Consider the following 22,363-nt stretch of genomic DNA (forward strand, 5'->3'; position numbering starts at 1 on the left):
TCAAGATCAAGGCTTGCGCAATTTCGAAGAATGCAGCGTACTTATCCGTACGTGAAATTCTGAGAAATTGCGCGTAACGCAGATATTGGACTTTTTACGACGCCATCAAAATTTCCTTGAGAATGAAATTTGCGTGAACTATTGTCAACTGACTTTGCAGGCCTGCGAGAAACCTGATTTCGAAAGATCCGGGCGGCATTGAACAAGATTGAAGAGGGCGTATGAAAATCAGAAAATTTCTTGAAAACAGCAACAAATGCCTGTTTTCCTATGAAGATACCATTCGGGCGGCAGCCGCTGTTTTTGCTGAGCAAAAAACAGACGCCGGCTGTGTTGTGGACCAATCCGGGCAATTTCTCGGGGTTTTTACCAGGGACCACTTATGTGCGGCAATAAGCACCGGCGCGGACCTCGATGGCCCGTTGGGCGGGCATATGTCACGCAATGTCAAAACCTTTCACCCTGATGAGGATATTGCCGATCCCATCGGGATGCGCTGTTCCTGTTTTCCGGTTGTGGAAAGCGGCAGGGCTGTGGGCATCATCGGTGTGCAGGATGTGGCAAAGACCTATCATGATCACTACAAGATGACCCGCAATATCATTGACGCCATTATCCAGTCGTCCAGAAACCTGATTATCGCTGCCGGCCCGGACGGGCGGATCAATTTCATGAACCGGTCGGCAAAAGATGTGCTGGAGGCAAACGGTGAGATGCTTTACGGCAGCAGTATCCACAGGCTCATTCCTGAAATCAATCTGCCCGAGATCATTGAGACAGGAAAGGTGCCCCCGCTTTGCAAGGTGTCGATCAACAAACATCCCTACTTTATCCGCAGTTATCCCATGTGGATCCATGACAAGATCATCGGGGCCGTGGCCATATTTCAGGACACAGCGGATCTGGAAAGCATAGTGGACGAACTCGGGGCGGTAAAGGAGCTTAACAAGGATCTGGATGCCATTATTGAATCTTCTTCTGACGGTATTTTTGTCTGTGACGGCGATGCCAATGTTCTTCGCATCAACAGGGCCTATGACGAAATCACCGGGCTTGATACTTCCGGCTTTTACGGAAAAAACATGAAAAAGCTGGTCAAAGACGGATTTTTTTCCCAATCCGTGACCCTTCTTGTGCTGGAAAAAAAACAGGCCCGGAGCATCATCCAGAAAACCAGCACAGGCAAATCCCTGCTGGCCACCGGAAGGCCGGTTTTTGACGAAAAAGGCCGGATCGTCCGGGTGGTCACCAGCGTCCGGGACATTACAGAGCTTTATGAACTGCAGAACCAGCTTGCCGAAACCCAGAAAATGACCGAACAGTACCGAAGGGAGCTCGATTCCTATAAACTCCGGGATGTCAAAAATGTTGACGGCCTTGTTGTGGGCTCGGAAAAGATGCATGAGCTGGTGGATACCGCCATCCGTCTGGCCGGCGTGGACTCGACCGTGCTGATCACCGGAGAGTCGGGTACCGGCAAAGATCTTGTAGCGGGAATCATCCACACTCACAGCCTGCGGAAGAATCAGCCCTTTATCCGGGTCAACTGCAGTGCCATTCCGCCGAATCTGCTGGAGTCAGAGCTTTTCGGATACGAGGAGGGTGCCTTTACAGGGGCGAAAAAGGGCGGCAAGCCCGGGTATTTTGAAATGGCAGACGGCGGCACCCTGTTTCTCGATGAAATCGGGGACTTGCCCTATGATTTCCAGGCAAAATTTTTGCGGGTCCTGCAGGAATGCGAATTTAACCGTGTGGGCGGGGCGGAATTCAGAAAATTTGATGTCCGGATCATTGCGGCCACCAACAAGGATTTGTTGGAGATGATGCACTCCGGCAACTTCCGGGAGGATCTGTATTACCGGCTGAGCGTGGTTCCGCTGAATATCCCGCCCCTGCGGCAGCGGGCAGGGGAGATCAAATTTCTGGCGGCCAGTTTTTTAAAGCAGTTTAACAGCAGCTATGGTATGGAAAAGCGGTTTTCTCCGGATGTTGTTGATGTTTTTGAGCGTTACAGATGGCCGGGCAACATCCGGGAACTGAGAAATCTGGTGGAAAGGGTGATGGTGATGTCTCCGGATGACGTGATCTCCAGAAAAGACCTTCCGGCATCTGTCTACGGGACAGGGCCCTTGGATGGCGGCAGCCAGTGGCCCGGTTCTCTGAGCGAACTGATGCCTTTGAAACAGGCCACCCAGGGTGTGGAAAAGCAGCTTCTCCGGCAGGCATATGAGACCCTGGGCACCACTCGCGAGATCGCCCGGGTGCTTGGCATCAGCGCGCCTTCAGTGGTTCGCAAGGCTGCAAAGTACGGGATCAAAAGAACCTGATTTTTGGTTTTGCAATAACAGCCGGTTTGCTGTCAAAAAGGCTTTGTTTCATTTCTGCTTTTTGTTTCAAAAATGAAACAAAGCCTTTTTTATCTCTTGTTTCCGCACTTCACGGCTCTATCATGCGTGTGATTTCCCCGGGTTTGTTTTGAAAATGAAACAAACCCAAACCCCGTCCAGGCGCAATCCTGTTTTTTAAATCCCTCCCAAAAAAATGCTTTTCCCGCTGCCCGCAGGGGTTGCCGCCTTTCCCGACAGCGGCCTGCCGCCGGCGGGCCATGCTTGTGGCACGCTTCCTGCTGAATGCCGTTATTTCCAAAAAACGCTTGTTCAGATCGCGATAACAACAATTTTCGCAATGGAGGTTTGGGTAGATGAAAACAGGAAAAGAATATGAAGACAGTTTGCGAAAGCTAAATCTTAAGGTTTTTCTCTTTGGTCAAAGGGTGGAAAACATCGTTGATGATCCTGTGATCCGGCCGTCAATGAATGCTGTCAAGCTCACCTATGACCTGGCCCATCAGCCGGAATATGAGGATCTGATGACCGCCACGTCCCATATCACCGGGAAGAAAATCAACCGGTTTACCCATATTCACCAGAGCACCACCGATCTTGTGAAAAAGACCAAGATGGGGCGGCTGCTGGGCTCGCTCACGGGCTGCTGTTTCCAGCGGTGCGTGGGCATGGATGCCATCAACGCCCTTTCCATCACCACCTACAACATCGATGAAAAATATCAGACCAGCTATTACAAGCGGTTTTTGCAATACCTGGAATATGTCCAGGAGCAGGATCTGGTTTGCGACGGGGCAATGACCGATCCCAAGGGTGACCGGAGCCTGCCCCCGAGCCGCCAGCCCGATCCTGACGCTTTTCTTCACGTGATCGCCGAAAATGACGACGGCATTGTGGTCCGGGGCGCAAAGGCCCATCAGACAGGTGCGGTCAATTCCCATGAAATCATCGTGATGCCCACCATTGCCATGCGGGAACAAGACAAGGATTACGCAGTATCCTTTGCATTGCCTGCGGATGCCGAGGGCATTTCCTACATCTACGGCCGCCAGTCCTGTGACATGCGAAAGCTCGAAGACGGGATGATCGACCGGGGAAACCAGCATTATGGGGGCCATGAGGCCCTTGTGGTCTTTGATGATGTTTTTGTTCCCTGGGATCGGGTGTTCATGTGCCGGGAACATGAGTTTGCCGGTGAACTCGTGGAGCATTTCGCCTCCTATCACAGGCAAAGCTATGCCTGCAAAGCCGGCGTGGGAGACGTGCTGATCGGCGCAACCCAGCTGGCCGCGGATTACAACGGCGCGGAAAAAGCCTCCCATGTCAAAGACAAGATCATCGAGATGAACCATCTCAATGAAACCCTTTTTTGCGGGTCTCTGGCGTGCGCCGGTGAGGGCGGGGCAAAGCCGTCGGGAACCTATTGCGTCAATGCGCTTCTGGCCAATGTCAGCAAGCAGAACGTCACACGCTTTCCCTATGAAATCGCCCGCCTGGCCCAGGATATCGCCGGCGGGCTAATGGTGACCTGCCCCTCGGAGCAGGACCTGCGGAACCCGGAAACCGGCAAATGGATTGAGAAATACTACAAGACAAAAACAGATGTTCCCACTGAAAATCGCCTCCGGATTCTGCGGCTTATCGAAAATTTGACACTGGGAACCGCCGCAGTGGGCTATCTCACAGAATCCATGCATGGGGCCGGATCTCCCCAGGCCCAGCGGATTATGATTTCCAGGCTTGTCAACATGGAGGCCAAGAAAAACGTGGCCAAAAAACTCTGCGGAATCGAGCAGTAGATTGCCGCCAACCCAATCAGGAGTGTTTATGTATTGGCAAAAACGCTATGACAGCAGAAAGATGAGCCCCGGCGAGGCGGTGTCCAAAATACCGTCAAACAGCCGGGTGGTGCTGGGCCATGCCGCCGGAGAGCCCGTGGCCCTGGTCGAGGCCATGGTGGAAAACAGCGCCGCTTACGAAAATGTGGAAATCGTCCACATGGTGGCCATGGGAAAAGGAAAATACTGCAACCCGGAATATGAGGGGATTTTCTTTCACAATGCCATTTTTGCCGGCGCATCCACCAGAAAGGCCATCAATGAGGGAAGGGCGGACTTTACGCCCTGTCATTTCAGCAAAACCCCGGCCCTGTTCACCGAAGGGACTTTGCCCGTGGATGTCGCCCTTATCCTGGTTTCACCGCCGGATAAGCACGGTTACTGCTCCTGCGGGGTATCCGTGGATTACACCAAGCCCGCCGCCCGAAGCGCAAACCTGGTTATCGCCGAAGTTTCGCCGAATATGCCCCGGACCTACGGCGATTCCCTGCTTCATGTCTCTGAGATCGACTGCATTGTTGAAACCGATACCGCCCCGGCTGTGCTCACCCCGCCGGAACTCACTGAAAAGGACGAGCAAATCGGGCGGCATATCGCGGGGCTGATCAATGACGGCGATTGCCTGCAGTTGGGTATCGGCGCGGTTCCGGATGCCATTTTGCGGTTTTTAAAAGATAAAAAGCATCTGGGGATTCACAGCGAAATGATCTCAGACGGGGTGGTGGATCTGGTTGAGGCCGGGGTTATCGACTGTTCCCGGAAAAATTTCCATCCCGGCCGGATCATTGTCTGCTTTCTCATGGGCAGTCGGAAGCTTTACGATTTTGTGGACAACAACCCGTTTGTGGAGATGTATTCAGTTGATTATACGAATAATCCGGCAGTGATTGCCAGAAACGACAACATGCTTTCGGTCAATTCCGCACTGCAGGTGGATTTCGCGGGCCAGGTGGTCTCCGATACCATCGGCTACAAGCAGTACAGCGGCACAGGCGGGCAGCTCGATTTCGTCCGCGGTGCCGCCTGGTCTGAAAACGGCCGGTCCGTCCTTGCTTTTCATTCCACCACTTCAAACGGAAAAATATCAAAAATTGTCCCACACATAGATGAGGGCGCATCTGTTGCCACGCCGCGGGCGGATACGCACTGCATTGTAACGGAATACGGTGTGGCCGACCTGAAAGGCAAAAGCGTCTCCCAGCGGGCGCGGGCGCTTATCGATATCGCCCATCCCGATTTCAGGGAGGATCTGGCCAGGCAGTATCATGCCATCTACAACAGGGCGGTGCGTTAAACCGGCGTCCGGTTTTTTTGTCATACCAAACCAGCAAAAAGGAGAAGAGTATGGGTATCCGAAAAAAACGAGAATACGGGGCAATACAACCCGGGATTCCGCTGGGGCCGCTGACCTTGCGGCTGCCGTTTGTTCACTACAGGCTGGAATGGGCCGATTTCGCCCAGGGACTTTTGATGGCCGCGGTATGTCTGGCCATTATTCCCGTGTTAACAGAAACCCTGGGCATGTCTTTTCAAGTGGCCCTTGCCATTGTCATCCTTAACGGTACACTTTATCTTGCCCACGTGACCTTCGGCGACCCGGTGGTGCCGGGCTGGATCACCCCGGCCATTCCACTGATCATTGCCCATGTAACGACCTTTGACCCGGGGCCGGAAAGAATGCAGGCGCTGATTGCTTTTCAGCTGCTTTTCGGGGTTTTCTGCGTGGGACTGGGGGTCAGCGGGCTTGCCAAGAGATTTATCGCCTTGATTCCCAATGCCGTACAATCCGCGGTTCTGGTGGGTGCGGGATTTGCGGCGGTAATGCTGATTTTCAAACCCGGGGAGGGAAGCAAATCATTTGATTCCCTCCCGGTGACAATCACCATATGCGTGGGGCTTGCCTTTTATCTGCTTTTCTCGGAAAGTTTCAAGGCCGTTAAAAGAAAGCACAAGTGGGCCTATTATCTGGGCAATCTCGGCATGATGCCCGCCCTTGCACTGGCCATTTTTGTGGGCCCGCTGGCCGGTGAAATTCCGTGGCCGGATTATTCCGGGATCGGATTTTTTTCCAGGCCGGACTTTGCAGGGCTGTTTAGCGAGTTTACCATGCTCGGCGCCATACCCATACCCAGCGCGGCCATGTTTGTCAGCTCGATTCCCCTTGTCTTAAGCGCCTATATTGTTGTATTCGGAGATGTGCTCCAAAGCCAGGCGCTTCTCGAAGATGCCCAGCGGTACCGGCCCGATGAGAAGATTGACTACAACCCCAACCGGTCGCACATCATATTTGGCGGAAGAAACGTGTTTATGAGCGTCTTCGGCCCGGATATATCCATGTGCGGCCCCCTGTGGGCGGCCATGCAGGTCGTTGTCTGCACGCGCTACAAAAACGGCCCTGAGGCCATGGAGTCAATCAACTCGGGTGCGGCCTCATTTCGGTGGGGTACCTGGACAAGCTATTTCATCGCTCCCATTGTGGCAACAGTCAAGCCCATTCTGGGCATCGGGCTGGCCTCCACAATGATGGTTCAGGGATATGTGAGCGTGCGCGTGGGCGTTTTGAAATCCAAAGGCTTCAATGACCTGGGCATCGCCGGGGTGGCCGGGGCCATTCTGGCCACCCGGGGCGCGGCCTGGGGGCTTGGGGCGGCTTTGCTTCTGGTTGCACTTCAGTATGCGGGAGGCGCCTGGAAAAAGGCTTATAAACCGGAAGATCCCGTCTTTCCCATTGATTCTCCCGAAGAAATCAAAAAGGAGGTCGAGGAAAATCTCGGTGCCATTGCCGAGCGCTCCCAAAACAATACCAAAAACACCTGATCCGTTTTTATAAAAGTTGCCTCCGGCGGATCTGCACCCTTGCAGGGGCGGCAGATCCGCCGGACCGGGCAGCCGGTAAAAGATTTGAATTGCACTGGATATCAGATGGCCTATATCGAGGACAAAGCAGAGAAACAAACGGGCAATCCCGTTTCAAAGCATGTTTTTTTTATCATTTTGTCGGCAGCGGTGCTGGCCGGGAGCATGCTTTTTTTTGCACAAGACTGGAAAGGCGAGCTTCCCACGATCCTGTTTATCGCCCTTGTGATTGCCGTGCTGATTGTTTTCGTGTCCAAAAAGACCCATCCCCTGGGCTGGAAAGAAATATTGAACAAAAACGAGTTCAATACCATCAAATCCTTTGAAAAAGCGGTTACCCGCAAACTTTCCCAACTCGATGATTCTTATTTTATTTTTTCCAATTTTTCTTTTGAGCTATTTAACGTGGATCACCTGATTGTCTCAAAAAACGGGATTTTCGTTTTGGGCAGGGTTCATTACACAGAAAAGCTACGGGTTGTCAGCAATGCGCTTTTTGCCGGGGACAATAGCCTGGAGGCCCTCACAGACAGGACATGGCGGCTTTGTCATCTGATCAATATCATCATCCGAAAGGGCTTTAAAGGCCTTGAAATAATGCCTGTTCCCATACTTGTGGTGCCGGATGTCCATGCCGGTGCCATGACGGAATTCAACGGTATTGCCATCACCACCATCGAAGACCTCAATGATACCATTGCCGGCAAGCTGGCCTTTCCCGTCGACCGGGAACATGCCGAGGGCTTTGCTTTTTACATGAAAAAAATGTACATGTAAGGGCCGCAGCAACCGCAAATCAATGTCTGCCGGAGCATCGGGGGATTTGGATTTTCCCCCTTTTGCCCTTGATTTCTCAGGCGGCTTTTTGGGCGGTTTTCTGCGGCAGCATGGCCATCGCCAGGCTGCCGGGTCCGGTATGCACAGAAATTGTCGCGCCAACCTCGGCCAGCAGAATACTTTCTGCAGGTTTCCCAATGGCCGCGGCAAGCTCTTCCCTTGCGATCATGATTTCCTCGAGGTTGTCTGCATACGCCATCCAGATTTCGCAGTTTTTAAATTTTTCATGGTTTTGCTGCGCCAATGACACCAGATGCGACACAGCGGTTTTTTTGCCGCGGTGCCGCTCGACGGGTTCCAGGCGGGCTTCTTTGAGCTGGATGATCGGCTTGATATTCAGCATGTTTCCCACAAAGGCCTCAAACGCGTTGACCCGACCGCCCCTTTTCAGCCAGACCAGGTTTTCAACCGTAAACGCCATGAATATATTTTTTTGATAAGGGGCGAGATGCTTTTGCAGATTTTCCGCAGGCACCCCCTTGTTAAGGAGTTCAACGGCTTTTTTGACCAAAAGGCTCAGACTGATGCTGACACTGCCGAGATCCAGGATGTGAACCCGCTGTGCATCCTTTTGCCCCATGAATTTGCGTGCCGCGCAGGCACTTTTATAATTTCCCGAGATTTCTTTGGACAGGTGCAGGGAGACGACTTCGTCATGGCGCTGGAGCAGTGAGTCAAAAAGTTTGGTGCATTCATAAGGGTAAAACGGGGTGGTGTATACCTGTTTTTTTTTCTTTAGATTTTTCATCACTTCTTTGTTGGTAATGGTTTGCCCGTGCAGGTGGTCCTTTTTATCCACGACAATGTGAACAGGCAGAATGTGCAGGCCCAGCTGTTCTGCCATGCCGGGCGGGAAATCAGCCGTTGAATCACAAACAACCGCAAGACTTTTGGACATGATCACCTCTTTTTTTTGAATGTGAGCGAAAGACTTGAAATAACATCATATAACCCATGCCTTTATTGTGTCAACTCGTTATTTTATACAGAAATCCGTACGCAAAAGCCTTTGATCCCGCAAGGCAGCCCCGGTGGTTGTCCAAAACTCCGCACCATTGCCGAAAATTCTGTCATTGGATTGAATATCGGGGTTATTTGCCTTTTTTTGTCTCGTGCCAAAAGAAAAAAAGGTTGTTTTTCATTTTTTGTCTTGTTACCGTCAAAAATGTGGCCCTTAACAAAGGGCCGAAAATATTGTACGTGATCAAAGGAGGAGACAGCAACATGGAACAAGGAACAGTAAAATGGTTTAATGAGCAAAAAGGTTTTGGTTTTATCGAAAGAGAAGACGGCCCCGATGTTTTCGTTCATTTTTCCGCTATCAATGCAGATGGTTTTAAAACATTGAACGAAGGGGACAAGGTGAGCTTTGAGGTCGAGCAGGGTCAAAAGGGTCCGGCTGCAACGAATGTAACAGTGCAGTAAAAGCCTTAATTCAATAAAAAGGGTGCTTTCCGGGACGGGGAAGCACCCTTTTTACCTGCAGGTTTTCTTTTGCGTGTTACATGAAAAAGATGTGGATGCAGCCCCGCCGCCCCTGATAACTACCATACCTCCGGGTACCCGATATCCACAAACGCCTGTTCCATTTTGAGTTTATGCTCTCTTTCCATGGCCGCAAGGCTGCGAAACATCTGCGCCTGCTCCGGGTCTATGCACCCGTCTGCCAGGGTGTTGTACTTGTCCATGGCCTCCTGCTCCTTTTTCATGGCCAGGGCAAAGGCGTCTGCAGGTTTCATCCTGTCAGAGACCTCGGGGCGGTCAACAGTTTCAGAAACTTTGTAGTTCCGGTTTTCGTCAAAGGGCAGGGTTTCGGGAATGGCCTCCATAAAGCCTCTTAAAATTTCTTCATGTTTTTTTTCCTCATGGGTAAACCGGGTAAACAGTTCCTTTAAAAACCTGTCCTGCATCCGGCCGGCAGCGTCCTGATAAAACTTCCGGGAATCGATTTCTCCCTGGATTGCATCTTTCAGGATCTGCTCGTACTGCATGTGATTCATCATTTCCTCCTATCGGCTTTATTGGCATCTAACCTGTTCTTTCTAGGATATAGGCGCACTTGCACCCCGTGTCAAACAAACCATCATGTTTAGAGGGTGTGCTTTTGCAGTGCCATTTAGGTGACAAGCAGCTTGTTTATTCCAGTGTCAGGGTATAGACATCCAGCTCGTCTGCATCAGGGGCAAACGGGCCAAACAGCAGAGCACCGGGCTGTCCCTTTATCCGGACGTAGACCGATTCGGTTTCTGACACATGGTTTTGCGCCGCCCAGGCGTTAAACTCCAGGTCTGCCAGGGCAAGGGTCATGTTGCGCATCGGGTATTCCAGGACGGATTTTTCCGGGATTTGACCGGCCGGCCCGATACCCATGGCGTCTATGGCGGCTCCGTTGCCGCCGGCACCGACAATGATGCCCTCCCATGTGCCCGTAGGCGGTCCGGCCTCGATCCAAAGGCCGATTTTGGGCATGGCATGGATGTTTAACCGGTACGGCCTTGAAACGGGCTTAAGGGGAAGGTTGGCTTTGGCGGTGATTTTGGCGCCCAGGGCCGGGTTGTCCGGGGAAAATACCATGGCGTCGGAAAGAGGTGTGGGCAGTTTTTCTTTGAGGCTTTCGGGCTTGTCCGTAAGTATCATGACCGGGACCTGAGCGGCTTTCTGCGCCTGCACGGACAGGGCCAGCAATGACAGGTCCCGGAGCACGGAAGGCGTGAAATCGCCGGTATCGCCCACAATCAGCCAAAGGCCGTTTGTTTTTGCCGCAATTTCAGAAACAGCTCCGGCCCATTGCATGTTTTCCGGATCATGTTTCCAGAAATGACCCGATACCCCCAGCCCGTATCCGGATATCATCTTGTAGACCGCCTGTGCGGCGGCTTCATCTTTTTTGATCATGCTGATCCAGACCGATTTGCTCATGATTTCTCCTTGCTTTTCATAAATGTCCGGAGCGGTTTTGACCGGGCCGATGGTGCCCCGTTACAGGCAGCCGCAAGCAAACGGGGTATCACCAAACTTTTTTGCAGAACAGCACCACATTGGCGCCGTCTTTTCGCTGATAATCCAGATGATCAGCCAGTTCCCGTACCAGATAGACGCCGAGGCCGCCCACGGGCCGGTCCTCAATGTCCCGGGTCAGATCCGGTTCCGCGGCCGAAAGGGGATCAAAGGGTTTTCCCTTGTCAGAAATGCGCATGCAGAAGGTTTGCCGATCGGCCATGCCGCATTGCAGCTCTATGCCGCCGTCCTCGCCGGTATCCACGTAGGCGTAGTGAACCACGTTGACCAGAAGTTCTTCTGCCACCAGGGTGAGTTTTTGGATCAGGGCCTCTTCGATGCCCAGTTGCCTGGCGCTTTGCTCCATGAACTGGATAAATTCATGGAGGGAATCCATGTGTGCCGGCAGTTTCAGCTTATGGGAAAAATGGGTGCCATCATCTTTCAAGTGCAGCCTCAAGTGTGTCAAAGATATTGAAAATACTTTTAAATCCCGACATGCTAAACACTTCCTCCACCATTCCGTTCATATTGCACAAGGCCAGCTCGCCGCCGGCGGGTTTGAGCTTTTTGCCCACCACCAGAACGCTTCGCAGGCCCGCGCTGCTGATATATTCCAGGTTTTCAAAGTCGCCGATCAGATTGGTTTCGCCTTTTTCGATCCATTTGTCGCATTCTTTTTCAAACACCGACGCGGTGCCGGCATCCATGCGGCCCGAGGGCTTGACCACGACGGCATCGTCTTGTTTAAAGCTTTCACACTCCATTGAAAAAACTCCTGATTGATGATTGTTTGGGGCCGTTACCGGCCGGATTTCTTCTGGGCCTGGATTTGCTCATGGAGCTTGATCTGAGCTTCCTCCAGTGTTTTCTGCATAGTCTGGATCAACCCATAGGCATTGCCCACGGTCATGACGATGCGGTTGGCAATGGTGGCATGCCCGGGCACCAGGGTCATGCCGCCGGGGGCATTGACCTGGTTCTGCAGGGAGTTGTCAAGCATGCGGGTTACCGGCATGGCCTGGGTAATGGTCTTGACGCTGCAGCGGACATTGCGCCCCGGGCCCATGATGGTCTGGGACACCAGGCCCATCAGGACCCCTGTGGTATCGCCCATGCTGGTGGGCATCGTGGTCATGATGTTGTGGGCCGGCAGAAAGGTCAGCAGGTTGCGCATGTTGGTCGTCGGCAGCAGCCCCATGATTTTCATGGTCATGTTCGGATACGGAATCGGCGTGGGCACCGGCCCGGTTGGTGTTTTGCAGGGATCGGGCATGGCAAAGTCCATTCCCGGCATTGAGCAGTTTGCAAACATAAACGCCTCCTTTAGGCCATGTAAATTTTTTCGCCGTCGATTTTGGTTTCCTTTTTGCTGATCATCACCGTATTTCTCGAATCCATGGAATAAAGCCCGCTGGTGCGCCGGGTCAGCTGGCCGGCCTGGACCTGGTCGTTGTCCTCGGTATGCCGGATATATCCTTTAAACTTGTCAATCACCTGCCGGGCCATGGTGTTGATCAGCCCGCTGATGAGCCGGACGGTTTTGTAGCTGGCATGGACCTCGGTGCCGCTGGCCGTGATCCGGTCAAAAGCGATATAGCCCTGATCGCTTTTGTGCACGGCATTTTTGGAAAACGCGCTGATGTCTTTTGCAGCCATGTTGATGGCTTTTTTGGAAAACACGTTTACACTCCCGGAGGCGGATTCCAGGGTGGCATCCGAAGGAAAAACCAGCTTCATGGCCTGATTCCGGGGCCGGTCCATGATGGCCAGGACAAAAAAGGTGCCGGTGTCATCCCGGCAGCACAAAACCGTGTCCTGCACCTCGGGTTCAATGATGCAGGAAAAGGCCTTGCGGGCCCGGACGGTTTTTCCGGAAACGGCAATGCTAAGCCCGTTTTCTCCAACAGCGGTGACCACGCCCTGCCGGACAGCTGGCGGGGCGTGATCGGCCATCGGAATGACGTTGGATGTTTGGCGGTTCATTTTTTCTCCCATTGTTCAGCTTTTAAACGACTTTGATTGGTTCCCCAGGACAGGGCGCGCGTGGAGCCGGACCATTTGGTCTTTTCATCATCTGCGGCGTGAAAATTGGTTAAATACAAAGCCGCACGGGAAAAATCCGAGGCCCTGAGCTTTGCATGGGAAAAATCCGCATAGGTCAGGTCCGCGCCCGCAAACGAGGACTGCTCCGCACAGGCGCCTTCGAGCTGCGCCTGGATCATTTTGGCGTTTGAAAAATCCGAGCCGGATATCATGGTGTATTGCAGCCCGGCCCGGGTCAGGTTCGCCTCCCGGAAACTGGCTCCGGACAGGGAGGCTTCGTAAAAATTGGCGTATTCCAGGCTGGCACCGTCAAAAAGCGATCCCGTGAGCGCCCCCCGCATAAACCCGCTTTTGTCCAGCCGGGTCCGGGCAAAATTGCAATTGTTCAGGCTTGATTCATGAAACTGGACCTGGGTCAGATCCAGCCCGGAAAAATCGGTTCCGTCAAAATCAGCTCCGTGGAACAAAGACAAATGAATGGTAATGCCGGAAAGGTTGTTGTCCTTAAAACCACAGTCGTGGAAAAAACTTCTTTCCACCCGGGCCCCGGAAAAATCCGCCCCGACCAGCCGGCATCCGGAAAAAGCCGTTGTGGTCAGTTCCAGTCCGGATAAAACCGCGGCTTCAAGATCGGTATGGGTAAAAAAGCAGGTTTCGAGCCTGGCGCCGGAAAAATCCGCCCCTTTCATGGACGATTCAACGAACTTGGCCGAATCGGCTGTGATTTCACAAAACCGGGCTTGATCCATCCCGCATTGGGCAAAGTTGATCTGCCGGATGTCGGCCCTGGAAAACACCGCGTTTTGCATGGAGCAGTTGGCAAAGGTGGCTTCTTTGAGCCCGGCTTGCGAGAAATCACAGTTGTCAAAGCACACCTCGCTGAAAATCCCGCCGGAAAGATCCAAACCCCGGCAGTCCGTGTTCGAGAAATCCTCCTGGTAAAATACCTCTCCGTTTTTGACCTGTGCGGCCAGCTCCTCCCCTGTCATTATTCCGGCCTCCAGTGGGCAATCAAAGTGCTGTCAAGATTGCTGCCGTCAAAGTCTGTATCCGTGATCGTGGCCCGCAGAAAATCCACCTGGAAAAGATTGGCCCGGGCAAGGCTGGCCCGCACCAGCCGGGCCTTGGCAAGGGAGCCGCCCATGAGATTGATCCCCTCCAGGTTCGCGCCTGTGAGGTTTGCGCTCCGGAACTGGGCGTTTCTGGCACTGGCCCCGGAGAAATCCGCACCCGAAAGATCCGCGCTCTCAAAATAGCTGTTTTCGAGATCAGCCCCGGAAAAGTCGGCATTTTGAAGGGTCATACGCTGGAAATTGGATTGCTGCAGGTTGGCCTCCCGGAAACTCAAGCCCTCAAGACAGACTGCTTCGGCATCGGTTCCGGCAAAACAGCTCTGGTTAAATACAGCCCGGTCAAAGCAGACGTTTTTGAGGATCATGTTGGCAAACAAACACCGGGTCATGGCCGCACCGGCAAAGGTGACATCGCTGAGCCGCCCGTTTAGGAAAAATGACCCGGAAAGGTCCGCATCAGTGAAATCCGCACCGCGGATATCAGGCTCAAGAAACTGAATCCCGGAGACATCGGCCCCGGAAAAACGCGCCTGATCCATGCGCACATACAACGTCTCGGCTTCCTTCAGGCTGGCAGCGGTAAAATCCGCTCCTGTAAAATCCCCCTTGGACAAGACGGCCCTGCGGCAGTCGGCCCGCACAAAAATGCACCCGGCAGCGGTTGCCGCACCCATATTGGCGCCCTGCAAATTGGCTCCGGTGAGATCAGCCCCGGTAAGATCGGCCCGGACAAGAAAGGCCCCGCTCAGGTTTGCGCCTTTCAGGCTGGCGCCGGAAAAATTGACCTGTTCAAAAAACGCTTCAGACAAATCCATTTGATCCAGCCGTGCGCCGGAAAGATCAATACAGGCCCAGTCCCCTCCGGCAACGGGCTTGCCGGCGGCCACAGCATCCAGAAATTCCGCCCGGACCTCTTTGACGGGCTTGGTGTGCGGCGGCAGTCCCGCCTCCATGAAATGGGCGCCCATGATATAGCCGGCCCTGAACTGCTGTTCCAGCTCGTAGAGCGATTCGCGGATCTCATTTGCGGCCTCTTCCATATCGGCTGTGATCTGCGCCTCCAGGTCCCGGGTTTGTTCGGTGTCCACGCCAATGGATTTCAAGCCCTGCAAATGGGTCATGGCGGCCATGGCTTCATCGGGCAGGCGAAGGGGGAGTTTTTCCATGAGCGCTTCAGCATTGACCCGGGGCAGGGGCTGCGGGGGCGGGGTTGGGTCTTGTTCCGCCTCCAGTGCATTTATCTGATCGTCGAGTTCCCGGAGTTCATGGCCGGCATCATCGGGCATTTCCAGGCCGCTTTCCCGGGTTTCGGCCATTTGGCTTTTCAGGGTGTCGCGGACATTGGTGATCTGTTCCCGAAGTTTTTCCCGGGCCTGCTCATCCTTTTTTTGGCCCATGACCTCTGCGGCATCGGCGATTTCACCGATGCGGTCAAAAGGGAAATCCTCCAGGTCCACTTTGCCGCCCTGCCCGGAGGTGATCCCGGGCATAATCTCTTCGAGCTTGCGGGTAAATTCGTCCAGATCCGGATCAGTGACCTGCGCAGACCCCGGATCGGCCGGTTCGCTGATCATCTTTTGAACATCAAAAGCGTCGTCTTCGGGCATGGCGGTCGCAGCCGTGTCCGGCATACGGGTTTCCGCCATGGATTGCTCCGCCTGCCTGGCGGCTTCGTCGACCTTGTCCGCCACGGTTTTGCTGCAGGCATCTTCCCGGGCGGCGATGTTTTGGGACAGGGCGCTGTTGTCATCGAGTTCCACCTCGCCTTTTTCCTGAAAAATGGCCAGGGCGGTGGGATCGCCGGGGGGGATCAGGTCCCGGGTCTGAAAATAGTTGAGAAACGGATTTTCCCCGGTCATCCGCCTTTCCAGGGCCTGGTGGTAATGGGCAAGGCTGCGTTTTTCATCCCGGCGGCTTTCATATGCCAGAAGCACGTCACTGATCTGGGTGGCCTCGTCATCGGCCACCTCGGTGACACCCCGGAAAACAAGCAGGCCCAGCTGTTTTCCCGGGAAAAACCAGACCGTGTCCAGGTTCAGGGGTAGCTCGCCGAAATCCGGTGTTTCCGTGCCGATGGTATGGCGGATAAAGGCCCGGGCGTAAAGATCCGGCAGGGCCCCGCTGATAACCGGCATTTCCGGGTGCATGTTTTGGATTTCAAAGGATTCGCTGCCCTGAAAATAACCCTGGATCCACTGATCCTCCGGGCTGTTGAGAAAAAAACGCCAATCCATGTCTTCCGGGTATCCGGGGTAATATTTGAGCTTGTAGTCATCTTCGTAGGTTCCACGAAAACGCATGCGCTGCGGGCAGTCCAGAACCAGGGGTGCAATGCCGGCAGGCTCGGGCGCATCACCGGCGGAGGTGATCAGGCGGTCCGGATTTTCAATGCAGGGCAGCCGCCCGTCCTTATACCCCATGCCGTCCGGGTTTTTGGGATAATCCAAACCGCCGAATGCATGGGCGTAATCCACCGGCAGGGTTGTGATCGGCTCCGGAGAAGAGGGCAGACCGCCGGTTTTCCACCTGCGGGGACCGAATACATAAAGGGATTTTTCACTCTGCCCCAGGCGCACCCGGACCTCGCCGCCGGTGACCGCCCGGCCGCCGGGTGCGAAAAACGCGCCTGTGACAAGAAACTCGCCCCGGGGCTTGGGCATGCCCATCTCCGGGGTGGGATTGTCGGCCATGGCTTCAAATGCGTCCTTTAAAAAATCAACATCCAGGCGGGCCTTGCCGGAGCACAGGTCAATGCCCAGCGTGGCCGAAACCACAAAGAAAAAGCGCCGGTTTTGTTCCATCACCCGATGGTTGAGTCCCGCCTGCAGTGGGCGGTATGGTTGGATAACATGCATGTTTTCTGATTTTTTCCTCTACATCCTGACGCGAAGGGTGTCAACTGCGGCCTTTAAGCTTGTCTCCTTGGCAAATTCGAGCAGTCCGCCGGCCTTGACAGACAATTTGCCGTCATTGTTATCAATGTCAATTTTTGCGGTTGTCCGCAGATCGCATTTGATGGCAATGGCCAGACCGGTCTCCACTGAAAGAGACAGGCCCTTAAACGATTCCAGCCCCAGTTTGAGTCCCTGATAGCTTGAAAGGTCTATGGCCGCGGCCTGGTGCATGGCGGCGTTTAGCGACAGTCCCTTAAAGGAGGACAGGCCGATTTTTCCCCCGGTGTAGGAGCCGATTTCTGTCTGCAGCCCCTTGGCAACGGTCAGATCCAGGGTGGCCGCCCGTTTGAAGTCAAAGGCCAGACTCGATGCCATTGTAAAATGAAAAGCTGTGCTGGCGGCCATGGTAAAGTCAAGAGAGGTGCTGGCGGCAAACTTCATGTCCATTGACATGGTGTTGGCCCACTTGAAATCAAAACTGTGCACGGCATTGGGCTGTTTCTGGCTGATGCTGTAAGACAGCATGTTGCCCGTATGGGGGCACCATTTTGTCTCCTCGGTCTTTCCCTTTTCAGAAACGCTGTAAAGGGTTTTTTTGCCCTTGCCGTTGTATTTTTCCTCCACGTGGCGGCCGCCTACCTGGATTTCCTGAGATGAGCCCTTTGTCACGGAAATCGTGCTGCCCTCGGTGTATTCGTAGGCGTCGCCGAAATGTTTTTCCACCCAGATGTTGTTCCAGCCGTCCGAGGCCTCATGGGCGAGATCGATCAATTGGTTTGTGGATCCGCCGTGCTCTTCTGACTTGACCGTGCGCCAGCCGTTCCAGTTCGGCCCGCCCGCATCCAGCAGGTCGTAGTGGTGTTCTTTGTTTAACTCCGGGCTCTGGTCCAGGTGTTCTTCCACGTAGCAGTTGCCCAGGTTGTAATTCCAGTAGCCGCCAAAGTCATAAATATTGCCTTCCTGAAGGTTGACCGTATCAAGGGAGGACAGGTGTACATGCGCCTTTCGGAACACATCGCTGAAAAAGTCCGTCTGGGGTTGATGGCTGTTGTGGATATCGATCATGCCGGTGGGGTTGCAGCCGCTGCCCGGGCCGAAGTTGGATTTCAAATCTTCGATCTTGGGCTCCCGCCCGTCTGAAAGCGAATCCTGCGGGTCATAGGCATGATACTCCCCGTAACGGTTCTGGGCCTCGCGCCACAAGTCCCCCGGAGAATGGATCCGGATGGCTTCATGCCGGTTTTTGTCCTCGAACTCGATGTAATTGTTGCCCCCCAGCAGGTTGCCGCGCCCGGTCTGAATCATCGACTTGGTCTGGTTGCGCTCGTTTACCGGGCTGATCGCCTGGGGGGTGGGCACGGCCCCGGCAATAACCGGCCGGTCCGGATCCCCTTCGATAAAGGTCAAAAGCACCTCGGTGCCCTTGTGCAGGGGAAAGTGCATCCCCTGGTTGGAGCCGGCATAGGGCTGCATCATTCGGATCCAGGCCGAGGCCTTGCCGCCGCTTCGGCCGCTTCGGTCAAAGGGCAGAATCACCTTGTAGCGGCCCTCGGCGTCGAGCTCCGCATAGGTGCCGTCGCCGGCCGCATCAATTCGGGCGTTTAGCGTGCCGTAAAAACGGGGTTTTTCGGTTTTGCGCTCCGGGCGGAACTGGACCGAGGCCGGCAGGGCCGTGACCCGGTTGACGTATGCGGGGCCGGTTTCCTGCTCCGGGACCTGCCCGGGCAGGCCGGCAAGCATAAATGATGCCTGGTTTCCCTGGTGGGAGATTTCAACGGTCAGATAGTCCTGGTTGAATGCCGGACGGAAATGATTGTCCAGGTGAAAGGTGTAGCCGGGACGGAGAAACGGGATGGTGGTGTCTCCGAAAAAGGTCTGCATCCAGCACTGGTAGGACTCGGCCCGGATATGGGTCAGCCGGCCGGCCTGCTCCGGGCTTGTGAAGTGATCCCCGTAGAAATAGACCTGGCCGTGGCCTTCTTCAAACACATCCGCGGACCCTTCCAGCGGAAGCTCCGGGCGGCCGAAGTTATGATCCCTGAGATGGACGGATTTGGGCACCATTTTCTGGCGGCAGAAAAAATTCTTGATGACCTCCTCCCGGTACAAGGTATCCAGGCCGCTTGGCGGGGAATAGTAAATGGTCCGGCCTTCTGCCATGTATGTGTGGGCCATGCGGGTATCGGTGATAATGAGTTTTTCCCCGGACCCGGTCTGCTCAAAGTAATAATAAATGCCCTCGCGCTCCATTAATCGCCGGACAAAATGCATATGGGTTTCGCGGTACTGGCACACATATTCCCATTTCGGATAGGTGCCTTCCAGGCGGATATCAAAATCATCATTCATCAGGCCCCCGGAACGAAGGACCTGCTCGATGATTTCCGGCACGCTTTTGTCGAGAAAAACCTGGTTAAAAGGCGTCTGGGTCAGCCACCAGATTCTGGGCACCAGGCGTGCGCTGTAAAAGCACATGTCCCCGACCTGGTGGAGCTGTTCAAACTCCGAGACAATCCCGTTGAAGCAAATATTGCCTTCCTCGCGCAAAAACGTGAGCCGGGCCGGGTTTTGTATGATTTCGTTTAAATCCAGCTCCATATCCGCGGACACGAGCTGAATGTCAAATTCGTAGATCCTCGACAGTCCCTCGGTGCCGCTAAAGCGCACCACTCCGAAAATGTCTCCGGGAATGCCAAGTGAAACAAAAGAAAACCGTTTTTCATTGACCGCCATTGGGTATTTCTCCTTGTCCCCGCCCGGCCCGGGCGGGGTCGCTTGTCACCGGGTGGAGCGCATCCCGGTCTCCGGACAAAATCCGGATGCGGTTTTGCTTATCCAAATGCAATCTGAAACTCTCCTTCTTCGCCGGTTGTCAGCGAGATGGTGCCGGGCAGTTCGCCGTCTTCGCCCATGCCCTGCAAAAGCGTCTGGGAAATCTGCGGCATGATCTTGCCCTGCAGGATGTAGTCGATGTTTCGGGCACCGGTTTCCACCTCGGCGCACCGGGCGGTGATCTGTTCGACCACGTCATCGCCGTAGGTGAGTTTGATCTTGTTGTTCTGCTGCATGGTCTTTTGCAGTCTGGCCAGTTTCAGCCCCACCACCCGGGCCATGGCCCCGGGGTTGAGGCTGTAGTAAGGCACCACGGTCATCCGGGCCAGAAGCGCGGGCTTGAAGTGCTTGGACAGCAAGGGGCGAACCGCGCCCATCACCGCGTCCATGGGCGGAATATCTTCTTCGCCATGGGTCATTTCCTGGATCACATCCGTGGCCAGGTTGCTGGTGAGAATGATCACGGTGTTTTTGAAATTGATGTCCTTGCCCTCGCCGTCAGACAGGGTGCCTTTGTCAAAGACCTGGTAAAAAAGGTTCATCACGTCCGGGTGGGCCTTTTCCACCTCGTCGAGCAAGACCACGGAATAGGGGTTCTGGCGAACGGCCTCAGACAGCATCCCGCCTTCGCCGTAACCCACATAGCCCGGAGGCGAGCCGATCAGGCGGCTGGTGGAGTGCCGTTCCTGGAATTCGCTCATGTTGATGGTCACAATATTGTGCTCCCCGCCGAACAAAAGATCGGCCACACCCAGGCCGGTTTCGGTCTTGCCCACTCCGCTGGGGCCCACCAGAAGAAACACGCCCAGGGGCTGGTCCGGGTTTTTAATACCGGACTTGGCGGCCTTGATCACTTCTCCCATGGCGGCAATGGCGTGATCCTGGCCCTTGATGCGCTCGCCGAGACGCTCTTCAATGTTTAAGATGGTCTTTACCTGATCGCGCTGAATCTTGCCCAGGGGGATGCCTGTCCAGTCCGAAACCACCTTTCCCACCACGTCCGGGCAAACCTCGATGCGCACCATGGGATCGTCTTTCTGGATTCCGGCAAGCGCTTTTGCGGCTTCGGCCAGCTGGACGTTGAGCGCTTCCTTTTCGCCGTTGCCCCCTCCTTCCAGGGCCTGGATCTGATCACGGATATCGATGACGGCAGCAGCCTGGGCTTTTTCCTGCTGCCAGCGCGCCGTGATGGTTTCAATCTGCCGGTCCCGGTCTTCCATGGCCGCAAGCAGCTGCTCGTATCGCTCCGCCTCGACTTCAATGCCGTTGTCCCGGTCCCGGTCCAGAGCCCGCTTTTCCCGATCCAGCGCCTGACGGGCGCGTTCGGCGTCGGTTAAGACCGGCGGCTTGGCCGAGAGGTTGATTTTAATGCGCGCACAGCTGGTATCCAGAAGATCAATGGCCTTGTCCGGCAGAAACCGGCCGCTGATATAGCGGTCCGCATACTCGGCGGCCGCAACAATGGCATCGTCTCTGACAATGACCTTGTGGGAGGCCTCGTAATTGTCCTTAAGGCCGCGCAGAATCAGGGTTGCTACGGATACATCCGGCTCCGCCAGCTTAATGAGCTGAAAGCGCCGGGCCAGGGCCGGGTCTTTTTCAAAGTATTTCTTGTACTCGCTCCAGGTGGTGGCTGCACAGGTTTTGATCTCACCGCGGGCCAGGGCGGGTTTGAGAAGGTTGGCGGCATCCGAACTGCCGGCCGAACCGCCGGCGCCGATCAGGGTATGGGCTTCGTCGATAAACAGAATAATGGGCTTTTCCGAGGCCTTGATCTCGCTTAAAACCCCCTTGAGCCGGTTTTCAAACTCGCCTTTCATGCCGGCGCCCGCCTCCAGCGCCCCCATGTCCAGGCCCAGCAGGGTTACATTTTGCAGCATTTCCGGCACGTCGTCTTCTGTGATGCGGAGGGCCAGTCCTTCGATCACCGCGGTTTTGCCCACCCCCGGCTCGCCCACCAGGATGGGGTTGTTTTTCCGGCGGCGGGCCAGCACGTCAATGATCTGGTGAATCTCTTCTTCGCGGCCGAATACCGGGTCAATATCCCCGGCCGCGGCCTTGGCGGTAAAATCCTGGCAATATTTGGCCAGATACCCGTCTGTACCCGGAGCCCCGGATGCGTCCCCGGCTTCCCCGCCTTCCTGCGGCGCCTGCTGCTGCTCCGAGGAACCCTCGGTGATTTTCCAGAAATGGGTCTGCAGGGTCTCGCGGTTGATTTTTTTGAGCAGATCAACAAACGGGCCGCTGCCAAAGTATGTGGGCCGGGTCAAAAAAGCCGTGAGAATCGCGCCGGTGCGCACGCGCCTGGCGCCCAGGTCAATGGAGGTGATCATCCAGGCCTTTTCAAACAGCTCCACCAGCAGGGGTGAAAATGTGGGTTTTCCCGGGTTGCCGGCCTTCTGGTCCTCCAGTGCGTCGGTTAAGGCCGAGCTGACCCGGGCCGGGTCGATTTCAAAATATCGCAGAATCACCTGGATATCACCCGAGGTGTCTTCCAGGCTCTTGAGCAGAAACTGCTCCACGGTGATCTCGTAATTGGTCCGGGATACGCACAGGCCCACGGCATTGTGCAAGACATTGGTGCTCTGGTCGTTTAGTTTTGAAAACAGGGATTTGATGTCATGGTCCATTTCAGTCTCCGTGGT

17 protein-coding genes are annotated in these 22,363 nt (G+C 54.7%); 6 read left to right on the forward strand and 11 right to left on the reverse strand.

The annotated features are described in order from the left end of the window. The first annotated feature begins 221 nt into the window (after positions 1-221). From ACTCIA_RS12095 to ACTCIA_RS12115, 5 genes are all read left to right on the forward strand, one after another. Entirely contained in the window at positions 222-2,327 is a 2,106-nt protein-coding gene (locus ACTCIA_RS12095; RefSeq protein ID WP_463002079.1) for a sigma 54-interacting transcriptional regulator, read from the forward strand. A 374-nt stretch (positions 2,328-2,701) separates the two neighbouring features. Continuing rightward, entirely contained in the window at positions 2,702-4,144 is a 1,443-nt protein-coding gene (locus ACTCIA_RS12100) for a 4-hydroxyphenylacetate 3-hydroxylase family protein (protein ID WP_463002080.1), read from the forward strand. Positions 4,145-4,172: 28 nt separating this feature from the next. Then, positions 4,173-5,477: an acetyl-CoA hydrolase/transferase family protein gene (locus tag ACTCIA_RS12105; protein WP_463002081.1), complete on the forward strand. Its 1,305-nt coding sequence runs from the start codon at positions 4,173-4,175 to the stop codon at positions 5,475-5,477. A 50-nt stretch (positions 5,478-5,527) separates the two neighbouring features. After that, positions 5,528-7,000, forward strand: a complete 1,473-nt coding sequence (locus ACTCIA_RS12110; protein WP_463002082.1) for a hypothetical protein — start codon at positions 5,528-5,530, stop codon at positions 6,998-7,000. Between the two features lie 105 nt (positions 7,001-7,105). Beyond that, positions 7,106-7,816 (forward strand): nuclease-related domain-containing protein, encoded by a 711-nt coding sequence (locus tag ACTCIA_RS12115; RefSeq protein WP_463002083.1) that lies wholly within the window; start codon positions 7,106-7,108, stop codon positions 7,814-7,816. A gap of 76 nt (positions 7,817-7,892) precedes the next feature. On the opposite strand, the gene ACTCIA_RS12120 is transcribed toward ACTCIA_RS12115, so the two are convergent. Further along, entirely contained in the window at positions 7,893-8,774 is an 882-nt protein-coding gene (locus tag ACTCIA_RS12120) for a DegV family protein (protein ID WP_463002084.1), read from the reverse strand. Between the two features lie 326 nt (positions 8,775-9,100). Between ACTCIA_RS12120 and ACTCIA_RS12125 the strand changes: the two genes are divergently transcribed. Further along, positions 9,101-9,301, forward strand: coding sequence for a cold-shock protein (locus ACTCIA_RS12125; RefSeq protein WP_181551702.1), 201 nt, complete (start codon positions 9,101-9,103; stop codon positions 9,299-9,301). Positions 9,302-9,420: 119 nt separating this feature from the next. Here ACTCIA_RS12125 and ACTCIA_RS12130 read toward each other — a convergent pair whose 3' ends face one another. The 10 genes from ACTCIA_RS12130 to tssH form a co-directional block, all read right to left on the reverse strand. Beyond that, complete coding sequence (locus tag ACTCIA_RS12130; protein ID WP_463002085.1) at positions 9,421-9,879, reverse strand: ferritin family protein; 459 nt, start codon at positions 9,877-9,879, stop codon at positions 9,421-9,423. A 133-nt stretch (positions 9,880-10,012) separates the two neighbouring features. Beyond that, positions 10,013-10,795, reverse strand: a complete 783-nt coding sequence (locus ACTCIA_RS12135; protein ID WP_463002086.1) for a hypothetical protein — start codon at positions 10,793-10,795, stop codon at positions 10,013-10,015. Positions 10,796-10,883: 88 nt separating this feature from the next. After that, positions 10,884-11,321 carry an ATP-binding protein gene (locus ACTCIA_RS12140; protein WP_463002087.1) on the reverse strand — a complete coding sequence of 146 codons (438 nt, stop codon included), beginning with the start codon at positions 11,319-11,321 and terminating at the stop codon, positions 10,884-10,886. After that, positions 11,311-11,640 carry an STAS domain-containing protein gene (locus tag ACTCIA_RS12145; RefSeq protein WP_410268644.1) on the reverse strand — a complete coding sequence of 110 codons (330 nt, stop codon included), beginning with the start codon at positions 11,638-11,640 and terminating at the stop codon, positions 11,311-11,313. The genes ACTCIA_RS12140 and ACTCIA_RS12145 overlap by 11 nt, the downstream gene beginning before the upstream one ends. Before the next feature lie 35 nt (positions 11,641-11,675). Next, positions 11,676-12,188, reverse strand: a complete 513-nt coding sequence (locus tag ACTCIA_RS12150; protein ID WP_463002088.1) for a DUF4150 domain-containing protein — start codon at positions 12,186-12,188, stop codon at positions 11,676-11,678. A gap of 11 nt (positions 12,189-12,199) precedes the next feature. Continuing rightward, the gene (locus ACTCIA_RS12155) at positions 12,200-12,859 is read right to left on the reverse strand and encodes a DUF3540 domain-containing protein (protein ID WP_463002089.1); all 660 of its coding nucleotides are present in this window, start codon (positions 12,857-12,859) and stop codon (positions 12,200-12,202) included. Beyond that, positions 12,856-13,908 (reverse strand): pentapeptide repeat-containing protein, encoded by a 1,053-nt coding sequence (locus tag ACTCIA_RS12160; RefSeq protein WP_463002090.1) that lies wholly within the window; start codon positions 13,906-13,908, stop codon positions 12,856-12,858. The genes ACTCIA_RS12155 and ACTCIA_RS12160 overlap by 4 nt, the downstream gene beginning before the upstream one ends. Continuing rightward, positions 13,908-16,847 carry a DUF2169 family type VI secretion system accessory protein gene (locus ACTCIA_RS12165; protein WP_463002091.1) on the reverse strand — a complete coding sequence of 980 codons (2,940 nt, stop codon included), beginning with the start codon at positions 16,845-16,847 and terminating at the stop codon, positions 13,908-13,910. Before ACTCIA_RS12165 ends, ACTCIA_RS12160 begins: the two co-directional genes overlap by 1 nt. An 18-nt stretch (positions 16,848-16,865) precedes the next feature. Next, positions 16,866-19,619, reverse strand: a complete 2,754-nt coding sequence (locus ACTCIA_RS12170) for a type VI secretion system Vgr family protein (protein WP_463002092.1) — start codon at positions 19,617-19,619, stop codon at positions 16,866-16,868. A 98-nt stretch (positions 19,620-19,717) separates the two neighbouring features. Next, positions 19,718-22,348, reverse strand: coding sequence for a type VI secretion system ATPase TssH (gene tssH, locus ACTCIA_RS12175; RefSeq protein ID WP_463002093.1), 2,631 nt, complete (start codon positions 22,346-22,348; stop codon positions 19,718-19,720). Positions 22,349-22,363: the final 15 nt, after the last annotated feature.

This window comes from Desulfosalsimonas sp. (assembly GCF_055149105.1).